A 25,415-nucleotide genomic window follows, 5' to 3' on the forward strand; every position below is an offset into this window, starting at 1 on the left:
ATTGGACGTAATCGTAGCGGGTATGGAAACCGGAAAAAGGAGTCGCTATGGATGCAACGGATCATAACTCACCCGGTTGGCCGGGTATCCCGGCGCGCTGGACCTCCAGCGCCAAGTCGGGAGTGGGCGCTTCTCTTGGTGATAAAAGCCGTGTCTGGTTCACCTTGAGCCACGGGATATTCAACGAGATCTACTATCCGCGGATTGACCAGGCCTGTGTGCGGGACATGGGATTGGTCGTTACGGACGGGGCAGGTTTCCTCTCCGAGGAAAAACGTGATGCAACGAGCGAGGTTCGCTGGATGGCCGAAGGCGTACCGGCCTACAGTCTGGTCAACACGTGCCGGCAGGGGCGCTATTGCATCGAAAAGAAGATTCTGGCCGATCCCCAAAGAGACGCCGTGTTGCAGCAAACCCGGTTCGTCGCCCGGGAAGGACAGATACGGGATTACCGGCTCCACGTGTTGCTTGCGCCGCACCTGGGGAATCATGGAGCCGGCAATACGGGCTGGGTTGGCGAGTATAAAGGCATGCCCATGTTGTTCGCCGAACGGGACGGCAACGCCCTGGCTCTGGCCTCTTCCGTTCCCTGGCTCAAGCGCTCCGTGGGATTTGTGGGGTTCTCAGACGGCTGGCAAGATCTGTCTGCTCACCAGCAGATGACGTGGGATTACCAGCGGGCCGAAAACGGGAACATTGCCCTGACGGCAGAGGTTGACCTGGAAGCGGGTAATGGCGAATTTCTGCTGGCCCTGGGGTTTGGACGTAACGCCGCCGAAGCGGGGAACCGAGCCCGCGCCGCCCTCCAGGACGGCTTCAACGCTGCTCAATCGATGTATATTAAAGAATGGAACAGATGGCAAACGAAGCTGCTTCCCCTCGACAAGGACCGGACAAATGACCGGCAAAACTTTTACCGGGTCAGCACAACCGTTGTGCGCACGCACGAGTCTTTCCATTTTCCCGGTGGGATTATCGCCAGCCTTTCGATCCCATGGGGATTCAACAAGGGCGACAATGACCTGGGGGGCTATCATCTTGCCTGGCCACGCGACCTGGTGGAGTCAGCGGGGGGGCTCCTGGCCGCCGGCGCCCAGGAAGAAGTTCGTCGCGTACTCTGCTATTTGCAGGCGACCCAGGAAGCGGACGGACACTGGGCTCAGAACATGTGGCTGGATGGTTCTCCCTACTGGAACGGCATCCAGATGGATGAAACCGCCCTGCCGGTCCTTCTCGTAGACTTGGCCAGGCGTGAAAGGGCGCTGGCCGAGAGCGATCTGGCCCGGTTCTGGCCGATGGTGCGTCAAGCCGCTGCCTACCTGATCTGCAACGGCCCGGTAAGCCCCCAGGACCGCTGGGAGGAAGATCCCGGGTATTCACCATTCACTGTCTCTGCTGAAATCGCCGCGCTCCTGGCAGCGGCAGACCTGGCCGAACTGCACCATGAACCAGCCATTGCGACATACATGCGGGAAACCGCTGACGTGTGGAATGAATCCATCGACCGCTGGATGTATGTGACCGGTAACGACTGGTGTCGTGAGTTCAAGGTTGATGGCTATTATGTTCGTATTGCCCCGGTCAAGACAGGGGATGGCGTGTCACGCTTTCAAGAGAGTATTCCCGTCAAGAATGTCTCGCCTGCGGAGGCCAGCAACCTCGCCTGCCATCTGATAAGCCCCGACGCCCTGGCCCTGGTGCGTTTTGGACTGCGTACAGCAGAAGATCCGCGCATACTCGATACGGTCAAGATCATTGATGCACTGCTCAAGGTTGAGACACCTCAGGGCCCCATCTGGCATCGCTACAACGGCGACGGCTACGGCGAACAGGAGGATGGCAAGCCATTCGACGGCACCGGGGTTGGCCGGGTATGGCCGCTGTTGACCGGTGAACGGGCCCACTTCGAACTGGCTGCAGACCGGGAAGGAGACGCACGGCGGCTGCAGACGGCTCTGGAATCCTTTGCCGGCGCGGAAGGGCTGTTTCCCGAGCAGGTTTGGGATGCGCCGGACCTTCCTGAGCGAGAGCTGTTTTTCGGACGACCGTCCGGTTCCGCCATGCCGCTTGTCTGGGCGCATGCCGAGTACCTGAAATTGCTTCGTTCACTGCATGATGGGCGGGTCTTCGACCTGCCGCCACAAACCGTGCAACGTTACCTGGTGGACAAAACCGGATCGCCATACATGGTGTGGCGCTTCAACCACAAGATTCGCTCCCTCCCTGCCAGTAAAATACTTCGCATCGAGACATTAGCCCCTGCTGTCATTCACTGGAGTGACGACGATTGGAATACGGCACATGACGCCACCACGCTCGATACCGGATTGACCATTCATGTTGCAGATCTGCCAACAAAATTGATCCAGGAGGGGAAACAGTTAAAATTCACCATCTATTGGACGGATGCAAATCACTGGGAAGGAGTTGACTTCGCGGTTACTGTTGATTCCATATAGAGTAAATGGCCGATTTCACGATGAAATCGGCCATTGTTTTTATTGGCGTCCCCGGAACCCGGCCCGGTCAAAGTGCGAGTTGGGACATCACTTTTTATCAAATGTGAATATGTGAAGGGCGTCCCCAAAGGTTCTCGCCATCAAGGAACATTTCAATCGAATCAATCAGGAGATAAACCTGAAATACATTGATCCGAGCTATGTCATCCGGAGTCAACCGGCCAAAGATTGGCCGCCTTTTGAATGTAATCTTGTCATCTTGGAAGCTAGACCCCGCGCCTTTTTGCCTCAATTACCTACTTTCTCCAAATGGGCTTGCCAGGACCCATTGACCCAGGAAACTGCCAGCCCATATTGGTAACCGTATTGATTACGGAGCACGCGATCTCCGCCGTGTGACGCTGGACTTGGTCAAGGTAGGCGCAATCCATGGCGGTTTCGAATACTTCCTTCTGCCTGTTCACAAAGAACGGCACAGAAGCTCCCTGCGAATCTGGCAACCTCCACGAACCGTGGCAGAGGATGTTCCGCATCGAGGCCGCCTTCTTCAAGTCACTCAGGAGATCAGATAGGTTTGTGATTGCTTCATCTGGGTAGTCGCGGACCGCCTTGCCAAACGAATCGATGAGCCCACCCAACGGATCGGTGAGGGCGCGCTCAAGCTTGGGTAGCCACTGCTCGAACGCCTCATCGATTTCCGACTGGTTGTATGGACGCGTGGCAGTGAAAGCAAAGATCGCCTTCGCCAGCACTTCCTCCAGAAACCCGAATGTTGCAACGGCGCGGCCCAAGTGCGCCCAGAAGGTTTCCTCATGCCTGTGGGTCGGGAACTGCTTGGGTAAGCGCGCCGTGTCGATGATGTGCCCGCGCGACGTTTCTTCGGTCATCAATTACTCCCCGCAAATTCGGGTGACACCGCAAATTCGGGTGACACCTTACTTAATTCCCTCACGCCGCCAGCCGCAAGGTCGCATCGATCTCGTCCCAGGGCACGAAGTACCGGCTCTCCTCGTCTTTTTAGACCAGTCCCAGCCGCTCCAGGGTTTTCACGTCGTCGAAGACGTTGCGGTACTGCCGGTGAAGCTTCTTTGCCAGGGCGTTGATGCTGACATGCCCCATCGCGTGCAGTGTGTTGAGGGGTTTTCTCATTCGCCAGTTGATTGGTTCTCTTGCCGAAATGCGCTCAAAACCTGCTCGACATGGGCCACAAGACCGGCAACCTTTTCAAGCACTTCATCCCGTTCAGGAAAACCACAATCGTCTCCTGCATCGTCATATCTGAAATGAACGGCAAATATGGTCAAGTCAGGAAGATCAGAAAAATCGGTGCAATCTGCTGCAAGGTCTTTCAAGATATCCAGTAGCAAACCGAGATCATGAGTAATGCCGTAACTTGCTCCCAGGACGGAAATCCAGGCTTTCAGCGCTTTTTCGGCTGCTTACTGGGCATGAAAGCCAAAGATTTCATAGGCAAAGATTTCCGCGTCCAGCATTCCGCCAAGCGCCTTCAAGTCACGACGGGCAATGGCAAGCATCTGCCGCGCATGGTCAAGGTCGGACATACAAATCCCTCCCTTCCCGCAATGCATGGGCCACCACATGGTTCAGGGAATTGCGCCAGCGTTCAATCTCATCAATCGAGTAGACCAGAATGTCCTTGGCAACGCCGAAACCGGCAAGCGCCCTGTTGATACGGCCTGTCTCGCGGAAACGGCTTCTCCCTTCTCCAAACGGAGCATCTTCGATAACCAGCAGATCGACATCTGAACCTTCGTGAGCTTGACCACGGGCTATTGAGCCAAAAAGAATAATCCGCACGGGATTGACCTCCTTGACAATACATTCGGTCATCTGGTTGATAATGCTGTCGCTAATGGTAACCATAGTAACCTCGCAATTTTCCGGGACATTCCCGTAAGCCAGGGCATTTTGCAAATATTATTACCGAGTGTCAATTACATTCCAGCAGCTCCCAAAGGAATTATGCAGAGAGCAACGCTGAGCAACAAAAGAAAAGGCCACTTTCCCTATGAAAAGTGACCTTTTGAAAAATGGCGTCCCCGAGACGATTCGAACGTCCGACCCTCTCCTTAGGAGGGAGATGCTCTATCCTGCTGAGCTACGGGGACGTGAGGCTGTTATAACGCACTAGGCGTGTGAATGCAAGACCTGCGTAGCAAGGTCGCACATCTTGCCCTGACGGTTCAGAACTGCAACAGGGAAAAGACCTTCCCTTCAGGGAGCTTCTTCCTGCCATGGAGGAATTCCAGCTCAGCCATGAAGCAGCATTCCACCAGTTCCCCACCCAGGCTGCTCACCATGTCCACCACGGCGCCCATGGTGCCGCCGGTTGCCAGGAGGTCATCGGCAATGAGGATCCGCTCGCCGCGCGTAATGGCGTCGGTGTGGATCTCCAGGGTATCGGTGCCATATTCCAGGTCGTAACTCTTCTTGAAGGTTTCCGAGGGGAGCTTGCCCGGCTTGCGGACCAGCACGATGCCGGCACCGAGCTTATAGGCCAGGGCAGCACCGATCAGGAATCCACGGGCCTCGACACCGACTACCTTGTCGATCCGCTGGCCGATATAGCGGTGTGCCAGCAGGTCGATCATCCGCTGGTACGATTTGGCATCAGCCAAAAGGGTCGTGATGTCCTTGAAAATAATCCCCTTTTTAGGGAAATCAGGGATATCCCTGATGATGTTCTTCAATTCATCCATTGCAGACGCTCCTTGGGACATGGGTAGATTACGGTAATTTGAGCTCAGTCGCCTCAGCCAGCTTGCGCAGCTTTTCCAAGGACTTTGCCTCGATCTGGCGGATACGCTCGCGGGTTACCCCGACACTGCGACCGATGGTGTCGAGGGTCTCGGGCTCTTTGTCGTCCAGCCCGAAACGTTTTGTCAGTATGCTCTTTTCGTTCTCGGAGAGGGTCTCGAACCACTCCAGAACCAGGTGATGCTTGTTCTGGTCCTCCAGGAGGGTCGCCGGCGACACGGTCGAGGTGTCCTCGATGGTGTCGATGAGGAAATAGTCGTTATTCTCCCCCATCGGCCGCTCGATGGAATAGGTCTTTTTCAAAAGGACCATCAGTCTCCGGACATAGGCGGAGTTTACCTCCATGGCCGCAGCCACTTCCTTTACCGACGGCTCACGGTTCATCTTCTGCATCAGTTCGCGGGTGAGTCGAAGCATCTTGTTGATGTCGTCGGAAACGTGAACCGGCAGCCTGATGGTGCGCGACTGGTTGACCAGGGCCCGCTCGATCGATTGCCTGATCCACCAGGTGGCATAGGTGGAAAAACGGCACTCCTTGGACAGCTTGAACCGCTCGACGGCCTTGATGAGCCCCATGTTTCCTTCCTCGATCAGATCGAGAAAGGGAAGTCCGCGATTGATATACCGTTTGGCGATCTTGACTACCAGCCGCAGGTTCGATTCGATCATCCGGTCACGGGCAGCCTTGTCCCCCCGCGAGATCCGTGCGGCAAGCTCTTTCTCTTCGTCGGCAGTAAGCAGCTTCGTTTTCTGGATCTCCCGGAGGTACAGCTTGATGGCATCGTCAAAATGCTCAACTTCCGGGACCTTGATCTCCTCTTCTTCTGCTTCTTCAGCTTCTTCTTCAGCCTCGAACTCTAGAGAGTCCGGCTCAGCATCAAGGAAGATCTCGGAGGGGCCGCTCGGCTCCTCCTCGAAATCCTTGATCAGATCATCACTCGCCATGGCACATTCTCCTGTGGTGCAGAATCAATCGTCAATGCTCCAGCCGGACTTCCCGACCAGTTTTACGAATCGGCACCCCACAGACTGTTCTGTAATAAAACTATCGACTGTTCTGGTCACCCGTAACAGCACTTGTTCATATTGGTTCCCTACCGGTATCACCAGACGGCCTCCGATGGCAAGCTGTTTCAGCAGGGACTGCGGTATTTCCGGAGCGCCGGCGGTGACCATGATGGCGTCAAAAGGGGCCTCTTCCTCCCATCCTTCGCTGCCATCGCCGATCTTCAGGCTTATGTTGAGCAGGCCAAGACTGTCGAGCACCTTGCGGGCACGCATGGCAAGGCTGCGAAAACGTTCCACCGTGTAGACGCGGTTGGCGAGCGTCGCAAGAATGGCAGCCTGATAGCCCGAACCGGTGCCGATTTCGAGAACCCTTTCCGACCCCGTGAGTTCCATGAGTTCGGTCATCAGAGCAACCATATACGGTTGGGAAATGGTCTGCTTATCGCCGATTGGCAAGGGGGAATCGCTGTAGGCCTGGGCAGCCATGGCCTCTTCGACAAAGAGGTGCCGGGGAACCTTCAGCATTGCGTCTATCACCCGTTTATCCTTGACCCCCCGGGCAACGAGTTGTGAGTCGACCATCCTCTTTCTGGCAATTTCAAAATTCATCGGTTCGTCGGCTCCAATCGGGGGAAATATATAGCAGAAGCAGGGTAAAAAGTCCAGCATCCCACACAGAAGCGGTTGGAACGACATGCCTCTATCTGATTGATGATTTTGGTTGTCTTCAGCTCAGGTCCCACTTGGCCAGTGCCGACATGGAGGCATAGTTGGTCAGGTCAAGATGGAGAGGAGTGATGGAGACATGCCCGCGGGAGACGGCATGATAATCGCTGCCGGGGAGATCGTGGAATTTCAGATCCGCTGTGCCGATCCAGTAATAATTCCGCCCCCGGGGATCGACCTTGTCGACGATCATTCCGTCATAGCGACGCTTTCCCTGGCTGGTGATGAGCGGCGGCTGCACGGCGTCGGGAGTCAAGTCCGGGATATTGATATTCAGGAAGGTATCGGCAGGCAGCCCCTGGCGGAGCACCTGCCGGGCGATCCGGAGCGCTACCTCGGCGGCAGCGGCATAATGAACACCGGGGCCGTCGGTGACCAGGGAGACGGCCAGGGCGGGAATGCCCATGAGGGTTGCTTCCAGGGCCGCAGAGACCGTGCCCGAATAGGTGACATCGTCGCCAAGATTAGCGCCACGGTTGATCCCCGAAACCACCAGGTCTGGCTTGAAATCGAGCAGGCTGTGAATCCCCAGGTTCACACAATCGGTAGGGGTTCCATCCACGGCAAAACGCCCCACCCCCCTGGATTCGGCCCTGAGCGGATGGTGCAGGGTAAGGGCATGGCCGATGGCACTCCGCTCTCGGTCAGGGGCGACTACCGCCACCTCCCCCAGCTCAGCCATCGCCTCGGCCAGGGCCAGAAGACCTGCCGCATTGATACCGTCATCGTTGGTTACCAGAATTTTCATTTTGACCAGTCCAGGATATCGTCCGTAACCCTCAGGGATAACTGCAACCCAACGAAAACCGCCCTGCCCTGTCAGGCATACTTGATCAGCTCGATCATATCGCGGACCGCACGATCAAGACCTACCAGCACGGCTCGGGAGATGATCGAATGCCCGATATTGAACTCCTCGATGCCTCCCAAGGCAGCGATCTTTTTGATGTTCGCGTAGTTGAGCCCGTGCCCGGCATTGATGCCCAGCCCGAGTTTCTGGGCGAGCTTGATGGCATTTTCTATCCGGACCAGCTCCTGATTTTCGGTTTTCGGGCTTTTAGCCTCGGCAAAACTGCCGGTGTGGATCTCGATATAATCGGCGCCGCTTTTGCTCGCCGCCTTGACCTGGTCGGAGTCGGGATCGATGAACAGGCTCACCATGATGCCGCCATCGTGCAGCCGGTCCACTGCCTCTCCCACCTGTTCCAAGGCAAGGCGCACGTCCAGCCCACCTTCGGTCGTCAACTCCTGCCGTTTTTCCGGGACAAGGGTACAGATATCCGGTTTCACGGTCGAGGCGATGCCGATCATCTCCTGGGTGACCGCCATCTCCAGGTTGAGGCGCGTCTGTATGGTCTGGCGCAGGAGTTTCAGGTCCCGGTCCTGGATGTGGCGCCGGTCCTCGCGCAGATGGATGGTAATGCCGTCGGCACCGGCCAGTTCGGCCATGACCGCCGCCGCAACCGGATCAGGCTCCGCGCCACCCCGTGCCTGGCGAATGGTAGCCACATGATCGATGTTCACTCCCAGACGAGCCATCCCTTACTTCCCTCCCATGGTTTTCTCCACCATCTCGGCAATCTCCTTTGCCCAGGTGGTGATCTGGTATTTATCCTGCCCCTCCAGCATGATACGCAGGAGCGGCTCGGTTCCCGAATACCGGATCAGAATGCGCCCTTCGTCACCGAGTTTCCCTTCTATTTCATTGACCAGCCGGGCAACCTCGGGGACGGTCATGATATCCTTCCGGTCTGCCACGCGCACGTTGACCAGCACCTGCGGCAATGGAATCATCACCTCAGCCAGTTCGGAAAGCGGTTTGCCGGTACGACGCATGATGGCCAGAATCTGCAGGGCGGTAAGAGTACCGTCACCGGTCGTGTTGTGATCGAGGAAGATCATGTGCCCCGACTGTTCGCCGCCGAGATTATAGCCGCCGCGCCGCATCTCCTCCACCACGTAGCGGTCGCCGACTGCGGTCTTGACGACCTTGCCCCCTCCCCTCTTGACGGCGATGTCGAGCCCCATGTTGCTCATCACCGTGGCAACCACCGTCCCCTTGCGGAGTCTCTTCTGCTTCAGAAGGTCAGTGGCGCAGATGGCCATGATATGATCGCCGTCCACCTCATTGCCGAATTCGTCCACAAAGATCACCCGGTCGGCGTCACCGTCGAGGGCGATACCCAGGTCTGCCCGGTGTTCTTTCACTGCCTCGCTGATCACCTCGGGATGGAGTGAGCCGCATCCGGCATTGATGTTGGTCCCTGAGGGTTTCACTCCGATGGCGATCACCTCGGCTCCCAGTTCTTCCAGAACCGCCGGCGCGACTTTGTAGGCTGCTCCGTTGGCGCAGTCGAGGACGATCTTCATTCCGGCCAGATCCAGATCCTTGGGAAAGGTGCTTTTGAGAAAGACCACGTAGCGGCCGACCGCATCGTCGATCCGGTAGGCCTTGCCCACCTCCGTGGCAATGGGTCGCAGCGAGTCGATCTTTTTCGAGAAGATCAGCTCTTCCATCCGCAGTTCCATCTCGTCGGGAAGCTTGAACCCATCCTTGAAGAAGAACTTGATCCCATTGTCCTGGAACGGGTTGTGCGAAGCGGAGATCACCACCCCGGCATCCGCCCGCATGGAAGAGGTGATATAGGCAATCCCCGGTGTAGGCAGCGGCCCCACCTGCAGTACATCGACCCCCATGGAACAGATGCCGGCCACCAGGGCATTCTCGATCATGTACCCCGAAAGCCGGGTATCCTTGCCGATAACGATCCGGTGGCGACGTGAGCCGTCCCTGAAGATATAGGCAGCAGCCCTGCCGAGTTGCATGGCCATCTCCGTGGTCATGGGATAGACGTTAGCCACCCCCCTGACGCCATCGGTGCCGAAAAGTTTTTTCATCGTCCGACCTCCTTGCGTTCCTTGTGACCCTGTCCGCCAGGCAACGGCTTCCTGACTACGACAAGCTCGATTCGACCGGGGTAAACCCGGGTAATACGGATCCCGCTGCCCATGCGTACCACCTGCTCCAGGTTGGTGAAGGCGACACTCCCCTCACCGACACCGTTCATGTCAAGCGCCACCCGCAACGTATCGGGCCGGAGTGCCATAAGGGCGAATCGGCTCCCCTTCACGTCCAGGTCCAGATGATTGGGCACCTTGTCGGCACATGTCAGACCATCCGCGAGATTGACGAGATGCACCGGCACCTGCACACGTGTCTCTGCCTCACGGCCAGCAGTCACATAGAGCCAGAACAGCGATGCCATGACCACCGCAACGATCTTGAGTTCCAGATTGTTCGTTATCAATGCCGGGAAGGTCATCGCTTTCGCCCTCCGGACAGTTGGCGTTTCAACTCCTTGCGCAAAAAGGGTATCTCAAGGTTTTCCAGAATCTTGCCGCTGCAGACGAGTGCTATCCGCCCCGTCTCCTCGGATACGACGACCACCAGCGCATCGACCACCTCGGTCAGGCCGATCGCGGCCCGGTGCCGGGTGCCGAAATGTTTGCCAATTTCAGGATTTTCGGTCAGGGGGAGGAAACACCCTGCCCTGGTCAGCTTGTCACCCTGGATAATGACGGCGCCATCGTGAATGGGCGAATACGGGAGAAATATGGATGAAATCAGCTCGCTGGTCACCTTTGCGTCGATGACGGTCCCCACCGCCAGGAAGCTGTCCAGGGGCATTCCCCGCTCGATGACGATCAGGGCGCCGATCTGTTTTTGAGAGAGCGACTCGACAGCCGTGAGCAGTTCGTCGATCAGTTCACCGGTATCCTCGTTCAGGCCGGAGAGCCGCTGCCGCTGCCGGCTGAAGTTCAGCAGTGCGCGCCTGATATCGTGCTGGAAGATAATGGCCACAATCAGCAGGCTTGCGGACAAGACTGCGTTCAGCAGCCAGCCGAGCGTTTCCAGCCCGGTAAAACGCGCGCCCAGGAAAACGATACAGCCGATCGTAAGCCAGAAGAGCAGGTGCAGGGCAACGCCACCCCCCTTGAGAAGCAGGAGAAAATGATAGATGACCACCGAAACGAGTACGATGTCGAGGAGGCTTAAGAGCCAGCTGAATTGTCCCGGAGCATCGGTCATTGAGCTTTCCAAAAGGCGGGCATTGGCTGGGACAGCAGATATCCCATAGGCGGAATCGTTATGGAGCGGGCTCGGGAAGACCGTCCCGTATGGCCTGCATCATCAGCACCACGTCGCGCATGGCACCGACATCGTGAACCCTGAAGATGGAAGCTCCCTGCAAAAAGGCAGAAGCAACCGTGGCAGCCGTGCCGAACTGCCTTTCACCAACGTCGCGATTGAGGAGCTTGCCGATGAACCCCTTGCGCGAGGTGCCTATAAGGATCGGCCGGTCCAGTACCGAAAATTCGTTGAGGCGGCGCAGGATTTCCAGATTGCCCCGAAGGTCCTTGCCAAAACCGATCCCCGGATCTACGACCACCCGGTCCCGGTCGATCCCGGCCAATTCCGCACGGGCCAGGGCATCATCGAGAAACGCGACGACCTCGGGAATGAGGTTGCGATACTCCGTATTGACTTGCATCTCGCCCGGTCGTCCACGGGTATGCATGAGGACGACTCCGGCGCGCGATGCGGACACTGCCTCTGCCATACGGGGGTCAAACGTGAAGGCACTGATGTCGTTGATGATCTCGGCCCCGGCAGCGATCGCCGCCCTGGCAACGGAAGCCTTGTATGTATCCACCGAGATCGGGATGGAAAGTCGCCCGGCCAGGCGTTCCACCACCGGGATCACCCGCCGCAGCTCGTCATCCTCGGACAGGGGCTCGGCAAAGGGGCGGGTGCTTTCCCCACCGACATCGATGATGCCGGCTCCCTCCTCTTCCAGCAACAGGGCGTGATCGACTGCCCGATCCAGATCGAGAAAGCTGCCGCCATCTGAAAAGGAATCAGGGGTGACGTTGAGTATCCCCATGATGCAGGGGCGGCGCCCCAGATCCAGGGTCCGATCCCCACATCGCCAGATGGAACCGTGGAGGGACATCAGCTTGTCGGTGTTTCACCTGCGGCAGCTGCATCTGCAACCGGAACGGAAGGAACCGGCAGACCCTCACCCTTGATGATCCGCTCCACCTCTTCCCCGGTCAGGTTTTCCTTCTCGACGAGTTCCAGTGCGAGCTTATGCAGCAACTCGACGTGGGATGTCAGCAGTTTCACCACCCTGGTATAATTCTCGTCCACGATCCGCCGGATCTCGTTGTCGATCTCCACTGCCGTCGCTTCACTGTAGTTCTTGTGCATGGCCATGTCGCGGCCGAGGAAGATCGACTCGTCCTTCTTGCCAAAGGTGACCGGCCCCATCTTTTCGCTCATGCCCCATTCGCAGACCATCTTGCGGGCGATCTCCGTGGCCCGCTCGATGTCGTTGCCGGCACCGGTGGTCATGGAGTTGAAGATGATCTCCTCTGCGGCACGGCCACCCATCAGGACGGCAATGCGATCAAGCAGGGACTCCTTGGTGTAGCTGTGCTTGTCCTCGATGGGGAGCTGCATGGTCACCCCGAGGGCGCGACCGCGGGGGATGATGGAAACCTTGTGGACCGGGTCGGTGCCGGGGATCAGCCTGGCAACCAGGGTATGACCGGCCTCGTGGTAGGCAGTATTCTTCTTTTCGTCATCGGAGATGACCATGCTCCGACGCTCGACCCCCATGAGAACCTTGTCCTTGGCATCGTCGAAGTCGATCATCTCCACGACGGTCTTGTTCTTTCTTGCAGCCAGAAGCGCAGCCTCGTTCACCACGTTGGAGAGGTCGGCACCAGAGAAGCCGGGCGTTCCACGGGCAATGACCCCAAGGTCAACCTCGGGCGACAGGGGAACCTTCTTGGCATGGACCTTCAGGATCATCTCCCGACCCTTGACATCGGGTCGCGGCACCACGACCTGGCGGTCGAAACGGCCAGGGCGGAGCAGCGCCGGATCAAGGACGTCGGGACGGTTGGTTGCAGCGATAAGGATGACCCCTTCATTGGACTCGAAGCCGTCCATCTCGACCAGGAGCTGGTTGAGCGTCTGCTCCCGCTCGTCATGACCGCCACCCAGGCCGGCACCGCGATGCCGCCCCACGGCATCGATCTCGTCGATGAAGATGATGCATGGCGCGCTCTTTTTGCCCTGGACAAACAGGTCGCGGACCCGGCTCGCGCCGACGCCGACAAACATCTCCACGAAATCCGAACCGGAAATGGAGAAGAACGGCACGCCCGCCTCACCGGCAATCGCACGTGCCAAGAGAGTCTTGCCGGTACCCGGAGGTCCCATCAGGAGCACCCCCTTGGGGATTCTCCCGCCAAGCTTGGTGAACTTCTTCGGATCCTTGAGAAAAGAGATGATCTCTTCCAGCTCCTCTTTCGCCTCTTCGATCCCTGCCACATCCTCAAAGGTGATCTTCCCCTGGGCCTCGGTGAGCAGTTTGGCGCGGCTCTTGCCGAATGACATGGCCTTGCCGCCACCCGCCTGCATCTGCCGCATGAAGAATATCCAGACCCCTACCAGCAGGATGAGCGGGAACCAGGATATGAAGATGGAGAACCAGGAAACCTTCTCCTCCTCGGGCCGGGCAGTGACCGCAATCTTCTTCTCCAGCAGCATGGTGGTGAGGTTGGCATCACCCGGCTTGAAGCTTCTGAACTCCTTGCCGTCGGAGAACTTGCCGATGATGTCGTTCCCCTGGATCGTTACCGAAGAGACCTTCCCCGTATCCACAGCGGTTATGAACTCGCTGTAGTTAAGGCGCTCCGAGGTAGGCTTCGGCTTGTTGAAGAGGTTGAAGAGCAGGATCATCATGAGACTGATGACCAACCAGAGCGCGAGGTTCTTGTAAAACTGGTTCAATTGCACCCCCCGATTTCATGCAGCGCAGCTAGGATTAGTGAGCTGAAATACCGTGAATACTGGATTTAAAAGAATGTGGAAAATTATCACAACAGCTGTGGCTTGACAAGCATTTAGGCAAGGATAACAGGATCGGATACAAAATCAAGAAGCTCAACCCGCGCAATTCGGGAATCTGCTGCAACTGGACGAGCGGAAGCAGCCATTCGCAGGCCGGCAACCCAGAACAGGGTCGTTCCGGAGAAAACCAGTGGGATTCTGCAGCGCAAACCACGGGGGATCTTTTCATCGATGAAAAGCTCCTTCACCTTGCGCTGCCCGGACATCCCGACCGGGACCAGACGATCTCCGGGGCGGAAGGAACGAACCAGCCAGGGAAAGGGAACCGCATCGAGATCGACGAGGATACTGTTTCGGCCGGGCTGCCCTTCGGTCGCTTCCGTGCTGACCTCGATACGCCCACCGAGAGGGAGCCGATAGCATCCACCTCCAGCGATGGTGACTGCATAGTCAGCCACGCCATCCGACTTCCCGCTCCGGCCGACGAAGAGTTCATCGTAGCAGCGCGTCACCTGGATGCCTCCCGGCAGGTCGAGCGTCCCATTGGGCGGACCGCCGGCCAGCAGCCGGTCGATTGCCTGGAGATGGCAGAACGCAATCCTCCGCAGGTCGCCCTTCACCTCGGCAAGGGCACGGCGATAGATGCGGAATCGCATGCCAGCGACCTCGGCGAGCAGAACAGCCCGCGACAGGGCAATGGCTCCCTCCCGCCAATGCGCCACGGTCGGCCAGCGGAGCGCGACAACGGCGTTCAGCAGCTCTTCGTCAGCCGCCAGGAGTGCGGCAGTATCGGCAAGGCGCCGGGAAATGGCCGGATTGTAAGTCTCCAGGTCGGGGATGAGGGAATGCCGGACCCGGTTGCGAAGAAAACCGGTATCGCTGTTGCTGCTGTCGGTTCTGAAGGAGAGCCCTTTCTCCCGAGCATAGGCCTCGATCTCCGCACGCCCCACATGCAGCAGTGGTCGGATGCAGTCCCCATTTGTCGAACGAGGGAGCATGGCGGCAAGCCCTGCCGTGCCACTCCCCCTCAGGAGCCTGAGCAGGACGGTTTCAGCCTGATCGTCGCGATGGTGCGCCAGGGCAACGGCCGCAGCACCATATCGCTTTGCAACCCCGGCAAAAAAACGGTAGCGTTCCTCCCTGCCCGCCTCCTCCAGCGAAAGTCTCTGCGCTGCGGCGAGCTGGCGGACATCAACGCGGTCGACCTCGATTGCCAGCCCATGAGAGGCGGCAAGCTGGCGCACGAACGCCTCATCGCCGTCGGATTCCTCACCACGCAGACAGTGATTCAGATGGGCAACCACGAGCGACAGCCCCAGATCGGTGCGCGAGACGAGATAATCGAGGAGCACTACCGAGTCGATCCCCCCGGAGACGGCGACAACAACCGTGCTGCCCTGGGGCAGCAGTCCCTGCTCGCTGATTGTGTGCCCGGCGATCTCGGACAGTATGTTGCGAAATGGGTTCATGGTGCCCAAAACATGAACGCCCTGGCACTGGTGACAGGGCGTTCGATCCAAGGTTTGCGGTGTCGAGTCCAGACCGGGATGTGTCGCAAATCATAATAAACTGGAATTTTTACGACTCAGTGCTGCAAAACGCTCACAACCAGCCGACTGCATGTGAGATTTTGGATGAAAAGCAGTTTCAAGTAAAGTCATTTTTAATGCCACTGCCAATCTGCACAGCATCACCCTGGCAGAGATTGATCAATACGTGGCCAGCCATATCTTGAAGACCTTGTAGGGGATAACTCGAAGATCTTTGCCGTCATTGAATCGCGGCATCCGGTGAATCTGTGAAGCCGTCACATAGAGATAGTCGTCAGGAGAGATATCCATGCTGTCCGGCCATTGCATCTGGTCATCCTTGACAATGGTGGTGATCGATCCGTCGCTGCTGTAGCGCTTGATGGCATTATCTTCCAATGCGGTGAGATAGAGGTTGTCATTGCCGTCCATCACCATGCCGTCAGTCGCTCCGGTTGCAGCCACCCTTTCCACATATCCTGCCAGCTGTTCTTCAGCAAGGCTGTAATCCCTCAAGGCGGAAGTCCTGATGCGATAGAGGGTCCGGGCAGTCAAGGCATGGTAGTACAGGTACTCCCCTTCCATGTCTATCGCTATTCCGTCGGCATGGATCTGTGGCACCCGGCCGTTTTCATCACGGAGCTCCCGACCGTCTATCACCGGGACATAGCCTGCCTCGGCCTTGGTGGAGGGATGGTCTGCCAGCCGTCTCCGGCTCGAACCGGTTTCGAGGTCGACAACCACGATAGCGCCAGTGCCCGACTCGGTGATATAGGCAAAATCCTCCACAGGGTCGAAGCGTACATCGTTCAGGTAGCTGTTGCGCGGCGTGACAGAGGCATCGAAAGGAATGACGCGCTCCACCGTATCCGTTGCGAGATCGATCTTGACCAGCTTCGCACCGCCAGGCACGACCCCCTTGAATCCGGGAGATGCCGGATCGAGAACCCACAGAGAATCATCGTCATCGACAACAACACTCTGCACGCAGATAAAGTGGGCCTCTGGATGATCCGTCTCGTCCCTGCCCCAGCGATTCCAATCGTTTCCCGGATACGGGCGCAGGGAACCATCCTGCAGCAACTCAGCCACGGAATAGAGCGGATCCTTATCCCAGCGGGGGAAATTGACAAAGATTCTCCCTGTTCGGGAGATGGCGATTCCTGTCACCTGATCGTGGAAATAGGGATAGGAAAACAGGGGCTCGCGCGGAACCGGGACAGCAGCATCATAGCTGAGAGGATTTGTCACACAGCCACTCTGCAGGACACACACAAAAACTCCGAGCACGCAACGTTTCACCAAGCTAGATATTTTACCCGACATTTCGTCGCTCCTCACTGTGTGCCAACATACGTATATGAACAGAGGCATCCAGGACAGCGGGCACCTAGATCTTTCTGAGCAATGCCGATATATCTGTCCGCAAGCCTTCATAATCCTGCTCATTGCCCATCTCTCCCGTGGAAAGCTGCTTTCTCAACCGGGAAATCCTGTCGATCAGCGTTTGCACCTCCTTGCCGGATTTGTCGTCCGTCAATGGAGACGTCAGCACCTTTTGCAGATCCAGTTCTGCCTGAGCCAGGGCTTTGTCCGCACCGGCAGGGTCCCGCAACGTCCGGGCGGCAATCTCTGCATCGGCAATGTGCAATTTGGCCTCAATCAAGTCCTGATCGCTGCCGATGGTTGTCTCTGCCTCATGCCAATTGGCGGTGAGATAATCATACGACCGCTCTGAAAGCGCAACCACCCTTTGCCACGTTGCCTTCAGCAAAGATTCGGTCTCCACCCTTTTCTCAGAGGCCTTCGCATCGAGATGGTCGATATTCTTTTCGAGCTGGTCGACAACCCCTTTTCCTCTGACGTCAAGACTCTGTTTCGCCCTGAGCAGACTCGCCCTGGCCCGGGCAAGATACTCCCTGGCGCTGTTGAACTCTCCCTCGGAATACCGCCAGTAAGCCCGCCAGAAATCTTTTTTCGCATGCTGCAGAGGGGACTGCATGGTAACGATCCCTGCCTGCAACATCGATTCTGCTCTCTTGAGCAACCGTTCAGCCTGCCCGTACTCCTGCCTGTCCACATACTCCCGTGCCTTTTCCAGGTACGGAATCACCCGTTCCGCTTCGATGTCCAGATGTGCCAGCGAATCATCGGCAAGCTTCAATTCGCGCAATGCCTCGACCTTCTTTCCTTCATTCAGGTAACGCCCGGCCTCCTGCAGATGTCGTTGCGTCTTGTCCACCGGGACGTAGTCGGCAATCCGGTTGAGGGTATAAAAAAGTGGCGGCAGGTCGCCAAGGACATCTTTCGGAGTGTCATATTCGAGATGCTTGAGGGCAATCTGTATCTGCTGGGAGGCAACACCGGTACTCAAGCGGTTGCTGACGGTCTTGAGCAGCACCAGGGAAGCATCGATCTTTTCCTTGGCTGCAGCTGAGCGATTTTCATGAAGAAGACCCCGGGCCGTTGCAATGTGATACACGGCCACGACCGAAGTCCGGATGATGGTCGATTCCTCATCGTCCGGCACCTCCCGGTAGAGTTCGCGCGGCGAGACATTGGGGGCTGCCAGTGCCATTGAGCCCAAGACGCAAGAACAGCAGAAGACGATAATCCCGATCACGATACGTTTCAGCATACGCTCCTCCTCTCGGTGCCGCGCGGGCATCACACGGTTCCTGCATGAGTGCAGTCTCATCCGGTGTTTCCGGATGGACACTACCTATAAATCTATCAAACTTTTCGCTTGCTGCATCAGCCATGGGAAAAAGCGTAAGGACCGTTGCACTACGGTAGATTCACAGATCTTGTGGGATACAGAGCCTCAGATCCGGTCGCGGCGGACGGAAAAGCGCAACTCTGCAGTGGTGACACGGCTCAGGCCGGTATAGAGGAGGATCGACAGCCAGATAATCTGCAGGCTGATGATGATCGCCGGGGACCAGAAGATGGCCAGGCCGGCGGCCAGGGAAAAACGTGCCGGAATGTCCGGCAGAAACAGCATGGCCCCCCAGGAATAGGCGATCGCCACAATCCCCATGACCTGGTAGGCGGATAGCAAGCCAGTCCCCCGGTAATCCGCCCTGAGCAGTTCCGAGGCGAACCGCCACCCCTGGGTAACAGTTATGGAGAGGGCAAAGCTCGCGCCAAAGGCGCCCTGCAGGAACAGGAGGATGGCAGCCACGCCACCGGCGACATGGACCAGCGAGGTGAGAAGCTGGACCGGGACAACCGCAACCCCTGCCATCTCCCCTGCATAGGCGATCTTTTTCGTCTCCCCGGAGAATACCAGGGCGATGGGGGCAAACAGGCGGCGCATCGCCGGACTGCAGGCATCGATCGGTTTGCCGTAACAGCAGCCGAAACTGAGACAGGCCAGTCGGCCCAGCCCTTCACCGAAGGTATAGGCTATGGAAAAGGCGGCCAGCGTGGCGAGCGGCGGCAGCTGCCGGCCGGCATCGCCCCCTAGCCGGTTCATGGCCATAATGACCCAGGGGGCAAGGACGGTGCCGACAAAGACCGCCCCACCCACCGTGAAGGTATGGGCCTTTTTCTCGACCAGCCCTGCCACTATCCGGGAAGCGGGGACGCAGGCCAGCAGCATGATCGTTGCGAGCGCCACGATGGCGGACGGTGGCACTGCCAGCCCCCCCAGGAGCAGCAACAGCACGCTCACGGCAATCAGGTAGGCGTTGGCCGTCAGGAGGCCATACCAGGTGAGGTTTATGCCTTGCCAGGCACCGTCGGCACCCTTGGCAATGGGGAGAGCGGCGGCGAACTGCCACTGTTCACGAGGCAGGGTCCGCGCTCCCCACCGGACATACGCCAGGCACGAGAGGGTGAACAGTGCGAGAAAAGCGTATTCTGTCATCGTCGGCTCCTTTGCCATGCAGCATCGTCATTCAGCATCGTCACACGGTTACCGTGCGGATGCGATAAGGGAGCGCACCTGGACGTCCGTCTCCACCAGGGGCCTGCCGAAACCGAGGGAGAAGCGGCTGGAGACGTCGGCGCGGAAGCGGTTCCGGACAAGGTCTTCGCTGAACGAGATGCGCCCTTTCTGGAACAGCAGGATATCCGTGCTGCTGCCGGGGCGATAGAGGCTTTTGGTCTGGCCCCGGCTGAGGAACATCCCCTGCCGGAGCGGCACGGGGTCCCGGTACTCCTCCTCGCTGCAACACTGGACGATGTCACCGATCATGAGTGCCACGACCTCGACCATGGCAACCAGACCGACACCGGTGCCCCCTCTGACGTCGCTGTCGATAATCGTCACCACCCGCCGGTTTTTCGAATAGGGTGTCGCCTCGGCAACCACGGCGCCGGGGTTGCAGGCATGGTGCGCCCCGTCCAGTTCGTAATAATCCACCACGGCTCCCGATACCGGCGCATGGTTGTAGTGATACTTGTCCGGGGTGAGCCGGAACACGGCAAAATCCCCGCCGGCAAAGGCGTGCAGCCACTCGGGGCTGTCATAACCCAAAAGCTCCGCAAAACTGAAGAACTTGTCCTTGATACGCAGGTCGGATGTCTCCTCCAGCGACCCCACCAGACAGCGGGCATCGGCCGGAGAGACCGCCACGCGCGGGTCGTCGGGCATGGGACGACATTCCCAGAAGCGGATCTGGCGTTCGAACACCTTGCGCGGCGTATTCAACCCGGCAGGCCCGGCCACGCATTCGTCGAGATCCACCCCGCACGAACGGAGAAAGGCATCCTGGCCGCCAATGCCGCTGCCGAAAGGAAGATCGTAGTTGATGAATGCCAGGATCTCCGACATCCGCTCCGTGGTCAGCAGCCGAAAAAGAGCCGGGGCGTTCTCCCTGACACCGTGGTAGAGGAGGTGCACCAGCCTGTCCGCGAAGAGCCGCTCGGTCTGAACCCGGCCGGTGCTACGATCGACATACTGATGGGGGAACTGCCCCGTCGGCCGGCCTTTCATTGATGAAACGTGCTGCGCTGTCTGTGTCATGGTGCACCGTGGAAAGGGTTAGTACGATCAGTTGCCGAAGTGTTGCCGCATCGAGCCGTTCCTGCATCAGGTCGGCGTGGATGGCACGGAGAAAGGAACAGGCCCCGTTACCAAGCGGAAGTGAGCCGAGCAGGGATCTGGCAGGCCCATCCCCTTCCCTGGCCGAAAGCTCCAGCTGCGAACAGTCGTCCAACAGGGATGCATAGGCTTCTTCCAGGTGGCTCAGCCGCAGGGTATCGCGGTAATGGTGCTCCGCACCCGCATTGAATTCTGAGGCATCCACCCTGAGCGGGTCTTTCCCCCCCATGCCGTTGAGAATCCCCCTGGTCAGGCGTCCCGCAGCCGACATTTCGCCGGGGTTCACGAGGCGCTCCCGCAGGTCCCGGATCGTCTCGCCCAGACCGAGCATCTCCACCAGATCGGCCCCTTGTTCGCTGATGAATTCGACAAGGGCGAGCCGGTATGCGGCAACCGGAACGCGGATGTATCCGGGATAGCGCCTGCTGGGGCGGGTTCCCTTGACGCGCTCGATGATGCGGCGGAGAAAGAGGTTGCCGGTCTGCCGTCGGACGAAAAAGGTGGGGATGCCGATGGCCGAGGCAAAAAAGACCTGCCGCCGCTCGCTCTCCAGCGAGGGGTCGTCGGGGATCATGGCATGGTGCAGGTCTCCCTGGGCGATCAGCTTGAAGGCCAGGGCCGTCAGCAGCAGCTGCAGGTCGACGGCATTGGCCATATCGGTGCCCAGGCTCGGAAACAGGCTGTAGTAGCGCCCCTCGAAGCCGGTGAACCCCATTTTGTCGAATTCCCGGAGCTTGTAGAGGAGATAGACCGACATCTGGTCGTCGAACACCCCCAGCGAAGCCAGGTCCCGCCGCAGCTTGTCCCCGTTCCCCGGTCGGCCGTCCAGGGCCGGGCTGCGCGAGGTGCTGAGGAGGCAGACCAGGTAGTCCATGAGCCGGTAATCGGCGACAAAATCCCCCTTCAGGCCGAAAACCGTACTGACGAGCCGATCGATCCAGGGAGGGCCGAACGGGGTGACTGGCTGGCCGAAGACCGAGAGGCTTGCCTTCTTCTTCCAGCGCCGCCAGATCATCCGAAGGTGCGTGTAGTCGAGTTCATGGGGGAGAAAGCCCAGGGCCAGCTCGGGATGGAAATCGGTAAAGGCGAGGCGATAGGGAGCGGCACTGTAGGTGCCGACGAACAGGGGGAGAAAATGCTCCACCATCTTGATGACCAGGTCACCCAGCTGCTTTTCGTGCAGGGGGGTGAAACCTGATCGTGCGTCGGACAACAGGGCAGCCATGCGCCTGCTGCCGAGGCTGACATGGGTGCCGTTGTTGGCCAGGCTGACATTGGATACCGTGGGGAGCACCACCAGGTTGTTGACGATGATCCCTGCTTCGCGCAGCTTGGCAACGGCGTTGAGCTGGCTGCGCGACAGAACCTGGTGGCAGAGCTGCATGTAGCGGTATTTCTCTTCCCCCCGGTCCCAGCCGGAAAGACAGGGGCTCATGAACAGCTCGCGATAAAAGCTGTCGGAGATCAGTCCGTTCAGCTCCTTCTGACGGATGGGGGGATGGGGAGCGAAATAGATCAACGCGTGCTGGCCGCTCTCCTTGAGGGCAAAGCGCTCATTGGCATACATCAGCAGAAACTGGGTCAAAAGGAAGCGCTTCCCCGTTTCCCTGGCGAGCGCCCTGCCGGTTCCCGCCTCTTTGCGCAGAGGCACCACATGAAAGGAAAAGGTTTCGGGAGAGGTGTTGTCGTTCAGGTAATGCGTCATAAGGCGCCGGCCGGTTTCACGTACCCGTGACGGCATGGTAGCCTGCGTGCCGAGGAGATCGGCAAGGGCGATCTTGAGAAGATAACTCACCGGCAGGCGCACCTGCTCCTCGCCAGCGGCATCGAGAGCGAGAAATCGGGAGACATCGCTGCGCCGGCCCGCCGAGGGATCGGTTCGGTCTGCCTGCAGGTCCTGCTCCAGGATCTCCCTGGCATAGGGGGAGAGAAGACGCGCGGGGAACCGCACCCAGCTGTTTTCCCAGACCCCCGAAGGGTTCTCCTCCAGGAACCGCTCCAGTTCGGTTACCAGGCGGCGCGGCGAATCCCCGGCCACCACCCGTTTCGCCATATTGGCAAAGTAATCCGACTGTTCGATGAGCCGCGGCAGATCCACATCCTGTCGCCGCCCGGCCACGGCGACCTGCAGCTCGGTCTCGCTGCCAGCCGTGGCATCGTCGAGCGAAAACGGCAGATTCGCCAGGTTTGCCCTCCCCCCTTCGCAACTCCAGCCAAGGCGGGCCAGCAGTTCACGAGTGCCATGCATCGAAATGCCGCGCCCACCTGCGTGGGGAGCGGCGTCAGGGGTAACCAGCACCAATGGCTTTTGTCTTGACACCGGGATGATCTCGCTCTCTTTCCTCATTGGATGAGCATCATCGTAGCACCCCTCTGTCAACGTCATGTTACGAATATGAAAATTATGGTTACACAAAGGGTTGCCCGCGAAGAGCTCAACCGATGCGTAAACCTTTGAGATGTTGCCGTTGATTGTTGCGATTGCGTGACATGCCGCCGTTTCCCTGCCCTCCTGAAAAGAAAAAGCCCCGAGGGTACCCCGGGGCGTCATTTCATCAGGTGCGGCGACAGCAATGTTTCTGTCAGAACCACCCCTTTTTCTTGAAGATATAGATGGGGAGCACGCCGGACAGCACCATCAGGCAGATTGCCAGCGGGTAACCCAGTTGCCACTCCAGCTCCGGCAGAATTCGGAAGTTCATGCCGTAGATGCTGGCGATGAGGGTCGGCGGCAGGAAGATGACCGACATGACGGTGAAGATCTTGATCACCTTGTTCTGTTCGACGCTCAGGTGGTTGAGAAACAGGTCCTGCAGGAAATCGAGCCGTTCGAAATTGAAGTTGGCGGTCATCACCAGGGAATTCACGTCCTTGATCATGGTGGTGAACTCCCGCCGCAGTTCTTCCGGAATCCGTCGACTCTTGAGCAGGGCAGACAGTATCCGCTGCTTGTCGATCAGGTTTTCCCGGATGGTCATGTTCATGTCCTCGAAAGAGGTGATGTATTCGAGGAACGAATCACGATCGGCAATGGACTTGAGATTATGGCGGCTCGCACTGACGATCTCCTTGGCAAGTGCCTCCAGGATGTCGGCATCCAGTTCGACCCGCTGCTCGATGATGCCTGCAAGGACATAGACCCCGTCCCTGAAGGCGCTGGGGGTCAGGACCACCTTGCGGGCAAATTCGGTAAAGAGGCGGAGTTCGCTGAAACGGATGGAAACCAGGTATTGTTTGCAGAGGGTAAAGGAGACCGTTTCGTTGATATAGGTGTTGTTGTCCTGTTTGAGCAGGAAATAGGTATTGATGGTGATACTCTGGTCGTCTTCCCAGTACCGGGCGCTGTACTCGATCTCTTCGGTCTCCTGCCTGGTCGGGAGTTCCAGGCCGAGGGTCGTCTCGACTGCGGCGATCTCCGCCGCAGACGGAGAGATCATGTCTATCCAGACAACATTGTCGAAATTGGCCGAGAGGAATGTGTCCGTGTCGATTGTTGCCGGCTTGATGCGGCCGTCTGCGCGGGAATATACCTTGATCATCGGGCACCACTTCCAGGGTCATGTCATTTCGGGTGAGCATACCAGCACCGGCAGATACACGCAACCATGCAGTACATCACCGGCAGATTGAAAAAACAGAACCGCACTATCCCTCTGCTGTCGGAGCAAGATGGCGAACGGTAAAAATGAGAGGAAACGTCCCCTGCCTGATCGACAGGGAACGGTCAGTAAAGGGTGATTTCAGTGATGGAGTAATTCCAGGCGGACGGGCAGCGGTTCGGAATCCCAGGTGACTTCGGGGTAGAGGGATTTATCCAGCCGGAGATAGGTACCGTCGATACCGGCCTCTGCCCACCAGCATTCGGCACCTCTCAGGGGAGCTTCGGCAAACAGGTACAGGTCGTTGTTCTTGTCTCTGGCAATGAACATGCTTACTCCTTTCCCGCTTCACGGTTCTTGAGTCTGTGACTCCCTTAGCAACTTCGGATGACTATTGCAAGCAACAATTTCGTCACAGCCGCTTATCGCTCTCACGATGTGGTACAATTCCCGGAAAAGCACTGACAGCCCGCAAGGATGACCTGCATGAACGATTATGTTTTCAATGCCTACGCCCATGAAGGCGAGATCGACCTGAACAGGATAGCTGCCAGCCTGAAGGCCGGCAAAAAATACAAGTGGGAAGACCCCCTGGTCCTGAGCCCCCTGACCCTTGAATTGTATGACGGAAAAACATTCGCTGCCCAGCGGGTCTATCTCTACTACTTCGGAGCTGCCGTCTTTTTCAATTGCCCCGACGACCTGATCGCCCTGTTCTACAGGAACATCGCCAAGGCCACCGACTCGTTCAGAACCCCCAGAAGCCAGACATACCGGGAAAACTACTCCCTCCAGGTCAGCGAAGGCGAGAAGACCGCGGTGACGAACGACTGCGCCATCATGCAAAAAGAAGAGGCCGTCTATGTGGACATCATCGCCTACACCCTCGCCAAGTCGGTCGCCCTGGAACAGGTCGAGGCGCGGGTCGAGATCGTGTTCGACAAGATGGAGGAGATCATCGCCAAACTTGACCGGGGCCAGCTGGCAGTCCCGGACAGCGAACTGGCACGCACTGCCGCGACGATCCTCAACTTCAAGTACCGTTCGCTCTCCCACATCATGATCCTCGACAAGCCCGACATAACCTGGGACATCGAGGAGGCAGACCGGTTCTATTCCACCCTGGCCAATTTCTTCGAGCTGAGTCAGCGGTACAGCCAGATCAAGCACAAATCAGACACCCTGCTCGACATCACCGAGGTCTTTACCGGGCTTTCCCATGCCCGTCGCTCAGCCCGCCTGGAATGGATCATCATCATCCTGATCGCCATAGAGATCGCCCTGTTCCTGCTGGAGATGGCTCGCGGCTGACCGGTCGCCAAGGCGGCAGAATCCCTCCGT

At 58.2% G+C, this 25,415-nt stretch carries 23 protein-coding genes, 1 tRNA gene and 1 pseudogene; 2 read left to right on the plus strand and 23 right to left on the minus strand.

What is annotated here, in order from left to right:
* Positions 1–47: 47 nt before the first annotated feature.
* Positions 48–2,459 carry a glucan 1,4-alpha-glucosidase gene (locus tag GJT30_03105; protein ID MSM38599.1) on the plus strand — a complete coding sequence of 804 codons (2,412 nt, stop codon included), beginning with the start codon at positions 48–50 and terminating at the stop codon, positions 2,457–2,459.
* Between the two features lie 296 nt (positions 2,460–2,755).
* Here GJT30_03105 and GJT30_03110 read toward each other — a convergent pair whose 3' ends face one another.
* From GJT30_03110 to GJT30_03220, 23 genes and pseudogenes are all read right to left on the minus strand, one after another.
* A complete protein-coding gene (locus GJT30_03110; GenBank protein ID MSM38600.1) occupies positions 2,756–3,346 on the minus strand; it encodes a hypothetical protein in 591 nt (196 codons plus the stop codon).
* A gap of 61 nt (positions 3,347–3,407) precedes the next feature.
* Positions 3,408–3,596: pseudogene (locus GJT30_03115) on the minus strand (hypothetical protein).
* An 8-nt stretch (positions 3,597–3,604) separates the two neighbouring features.
* Complete coding sequence (locus tag GJT30_03120; protein ID MSM38601.1) at positions 3,605–3,883, minus strand: hypothetical protein; 279 nt, start codon at positions 3,881–3,883, stop codon at positions 3,605–3,607.
* 124 nt (positions 3,884–4,007) lie between these two features.
* On the minus strand, positions 4,008–4,343 hold the full coding sequence (locus GJT30_03125) for a nucleotidyltransferase domain-containing protein (protein MSM38602.1): 336 nt from the start codon (positions 4,341–4,343) through the stop codon (positions 4,008–4,010).
* Between the two features lie 168 nt (positions 4,344–4,511).
* A tRNA-Arg gene (locus tag GJT30_03130) sits at positions 4,512–4,588 on the minus strand.
* Between the two features lie 75 nt (positions 4,589–4,663).
* Positions 4,664–5,179: an adenine phosphoribosyltransferase gene (locus GJT30_03135; GenBank protein MSM38603.1), complete on the minus strand. Its 516-nt coding sequence runs from the start codon at positions 5,177–5,179 to the stop codon at positions 4,664–4,666.
* Between the two features lie 28 nt (positions 5,180–5,207).
* Complete coding sequence (locus GJT30_03140) at positions 5,208–6,182, minus strand: sigma-70 family RNA polymerase sigma factor (GenBank protein MSM38604.1); 975 nt, start codon at positions 6,180–6,182, stop codon at positions 5,208–5,210.
* A gap of 24 nt (positions 6,183–6,206) precedes the next feature.
* Entirely contained in the window at positions 6,207–6,854 is a 648-nt protein-coding gene (locus GJT30_03145) for a protein-L-isoaspartate(D-aspartate) O-methyltransferase (GenBank protein MSM38605.1), read from the minus strand.
* 118 nt (positions 6,855–6,972) lie between these two features.
* Positions 6,973–7,719, minus strand: coding sequence for a 5'/3'-nucleotidase SurE (surE, locus tag GJT30_03150; protein MSM38606.1), 747 nt, complete (start codon positions 7,717–7,719; stop codon positions 6,973–6,975).
* A gap of 71 nt (positions 7,720–7,790) precedes the next feature.
* Positions 7,791–8,510: a pyridoxine 5'-phosphate synthase gene (locus GJT30_03155; protein ID MSM38607.1), complete on the minus strand. Its 720-nt coding sequence runs from the start codon at positions 8,508–8,510 to the stop codon at positions 7,791–7,793.
* A 3-nt stretch (positions 8,511–8,513) separates the two neighbouring features.
* Entirely contained in the window at positions 8,514–9,869 is a 1,356-nt protein-coding gene (locus GJT30_03160) for a phosphoglucosamine mutase (GenBank protein ID MSM38608.1), read from the minus strand.
* The gene (locus GJT30_03165) at positions 9,866–10,294 is read right to left on the minus strand and encodes a hypothetical protein (protein MSM38609.1); all 429 of its coding nucleotides are present in this window, start codon (positions 10,292–10,294) and stop codon (positions 9,866–9,868) included. The genes GJT30_03160 and GJT30_03165 overlap by 4 nt, the downstream gene beginning before the upstream one ends.
* Positions 10,291–11,061, minus strand: a complete 771-nt coding sequence (locus tag GJT30_03170; GenBank protein MSM38610.1) for a TIGR00159 family protein — start codon at positions 11,059–11,061, stop codon at positions 10,291–10,293. Before GJT30_03170 ends, GJT30_03165 begins: the two co-directional genes overlap by 4 nt.
* Positions 11,062–11,119: 58 nt before the next feature.
* Positions 11,120–11,986 (minus strand): dihydropteroate synthase, encoded by an 867-nt coding sequence (gene folP / locus GJT30_03175; GenBank protein ID MSM38611.1) that lies wholly within the window; start codon positions 11,984–11,986, stop codon positions 11,120–11,122.
* On the minus strand, positions 11,986–13,836 hold the full coding sequence (gene hflB / locus GJT30_03180; GenBank protein MSM38612.1) for an ATP-dependent zinc metalloprotease FtsH: 1,851 nt from the start codon (positions 13,834–13,836) through the stop codon (positions 11,986–11,988). Before hflB ends, folP begins: the two co-directional genes overlap by 1 nt.
* Before the next feature lie 113 nt (positions 13,837–13,949).
* On the minus strand, positions 13,950–15,365 hold the full coding sequence (gene tilS, locus GJT30_03185) for a tRNA lysidine(34) synthetase TilS (GenBank protein ID MSM38613.1): 1,416 nt from the start codon (positions 15,363–15,365) through the stop codon (positions 13,950–13,952).
* A 240-nt stretch (positions 15,366–15,605) separates the two neighbouring features.
* On the minus strand, positions 15,606–16,751 hold the full coding sequence (locus GJT30_03190; GenBank protein ID MSM38614.1) for a hypothetical protein: 1,146 nt from the start codon (positions 16,749–16,751) through the stop codon (positions 15,606–15,608).
* Positions 16,752–16,815: 64 nt separating this feature from the next.
* Positions 16,816–18,123, minus strand: a complete 1,308-nt coding sequence (locus GJT30_03195; protein ID MSM38615.1) for a YfdX family protein — start codon at positions 18,121–18,123, stop codon at positions 16,816–16,818.
* Between the two features lie 126 nt (positions 18,124–18,249).
* Positions 18,250–19,296, minus strand: coding sequence for a prolipoprotein diacylglyceryl transferase (locus GJT30_03200; GenBank protein ID MSM38616.1), 1,047 nt, complete (start codon positions 19,294–19,296; stop codon positions 18,250–18,252).
* A gap of 48 nt (positions 19,297–19,344) precedes the next feature.
* On the minus strand, positions 19,345–20,367 hold the full coding sequence (locus GJT30_03205; GenBank protein MSM38617.1) for a phosphatidylserine decarboxylase: 1,023 nt from the start codon (positions 20,365–20,367) through the stop codon (positions 19,345–19,347).
* Positions 20,318–22,822 (minus strand): hypothetical protein, encoded by a 2,505-nt coding sequence (locus tag GJT30_03210; protein ID MSM38618.1) that lies wholly within the window; start codon positions 22,820–22,822, stop codon positions 20,318–20,320. The genes GJT30_03205 and GJT30_03210 overlap by 50 nt, the downstream gene beginning before the upstream one ends.
* Before the next feature lie 235 nt (positions 22,823–23,057).
* Positions 23,058–24,014, minus strand: coding sequence for a magnesium/cobalt transporter CorA (corA, locus tag GJT30_03215; GenBank protein ID MSM38619.1), 957 nt, complete (start codon positions 24,012–24,014; stop codon positions 23,058–23,060).
* Between the two features lie 201 nt (positions 24,015–24,215).
* Positions 24,216–24,404 carry a hypothetical protein gene (locus GJT30_03220; GenBank protein MSM38620.1) on the minus strand — a complete coding sequence of 63 codons (189 nt, stop codon included), beginning with the start codon at positions 24,402–24,404 and terminating at the stop codon, positions 24,216–24,218.
* 156 nt (positions 24,405–24,560) lie between these two features.
* On the opposite strand from GJT30_03220, the gene GJT30_03225 reads away from it, so the two are divergent.
* Positions 24,561–25,385: an RMD1 family protein gene (locus tag GJT30_03225; protein ID MSM38621.1), complete on the plus strand. Its 825-nt coding sequence runs from the start codon at positions 24,561–24,563 to the stop codon at positions 25,383–25,385.
* Positions 25,386–25,415: the final 30 nt, after the last annotated feature.

This window comes from Geobacter sp. (assembly GCA_009684525.1).
Taxonomy (GTDB): domain Bacteria; phylum Desulfobacterota; class Desulfuromonadia; order Geobacterales; family DSM-12255; genus Geoanaerobacter.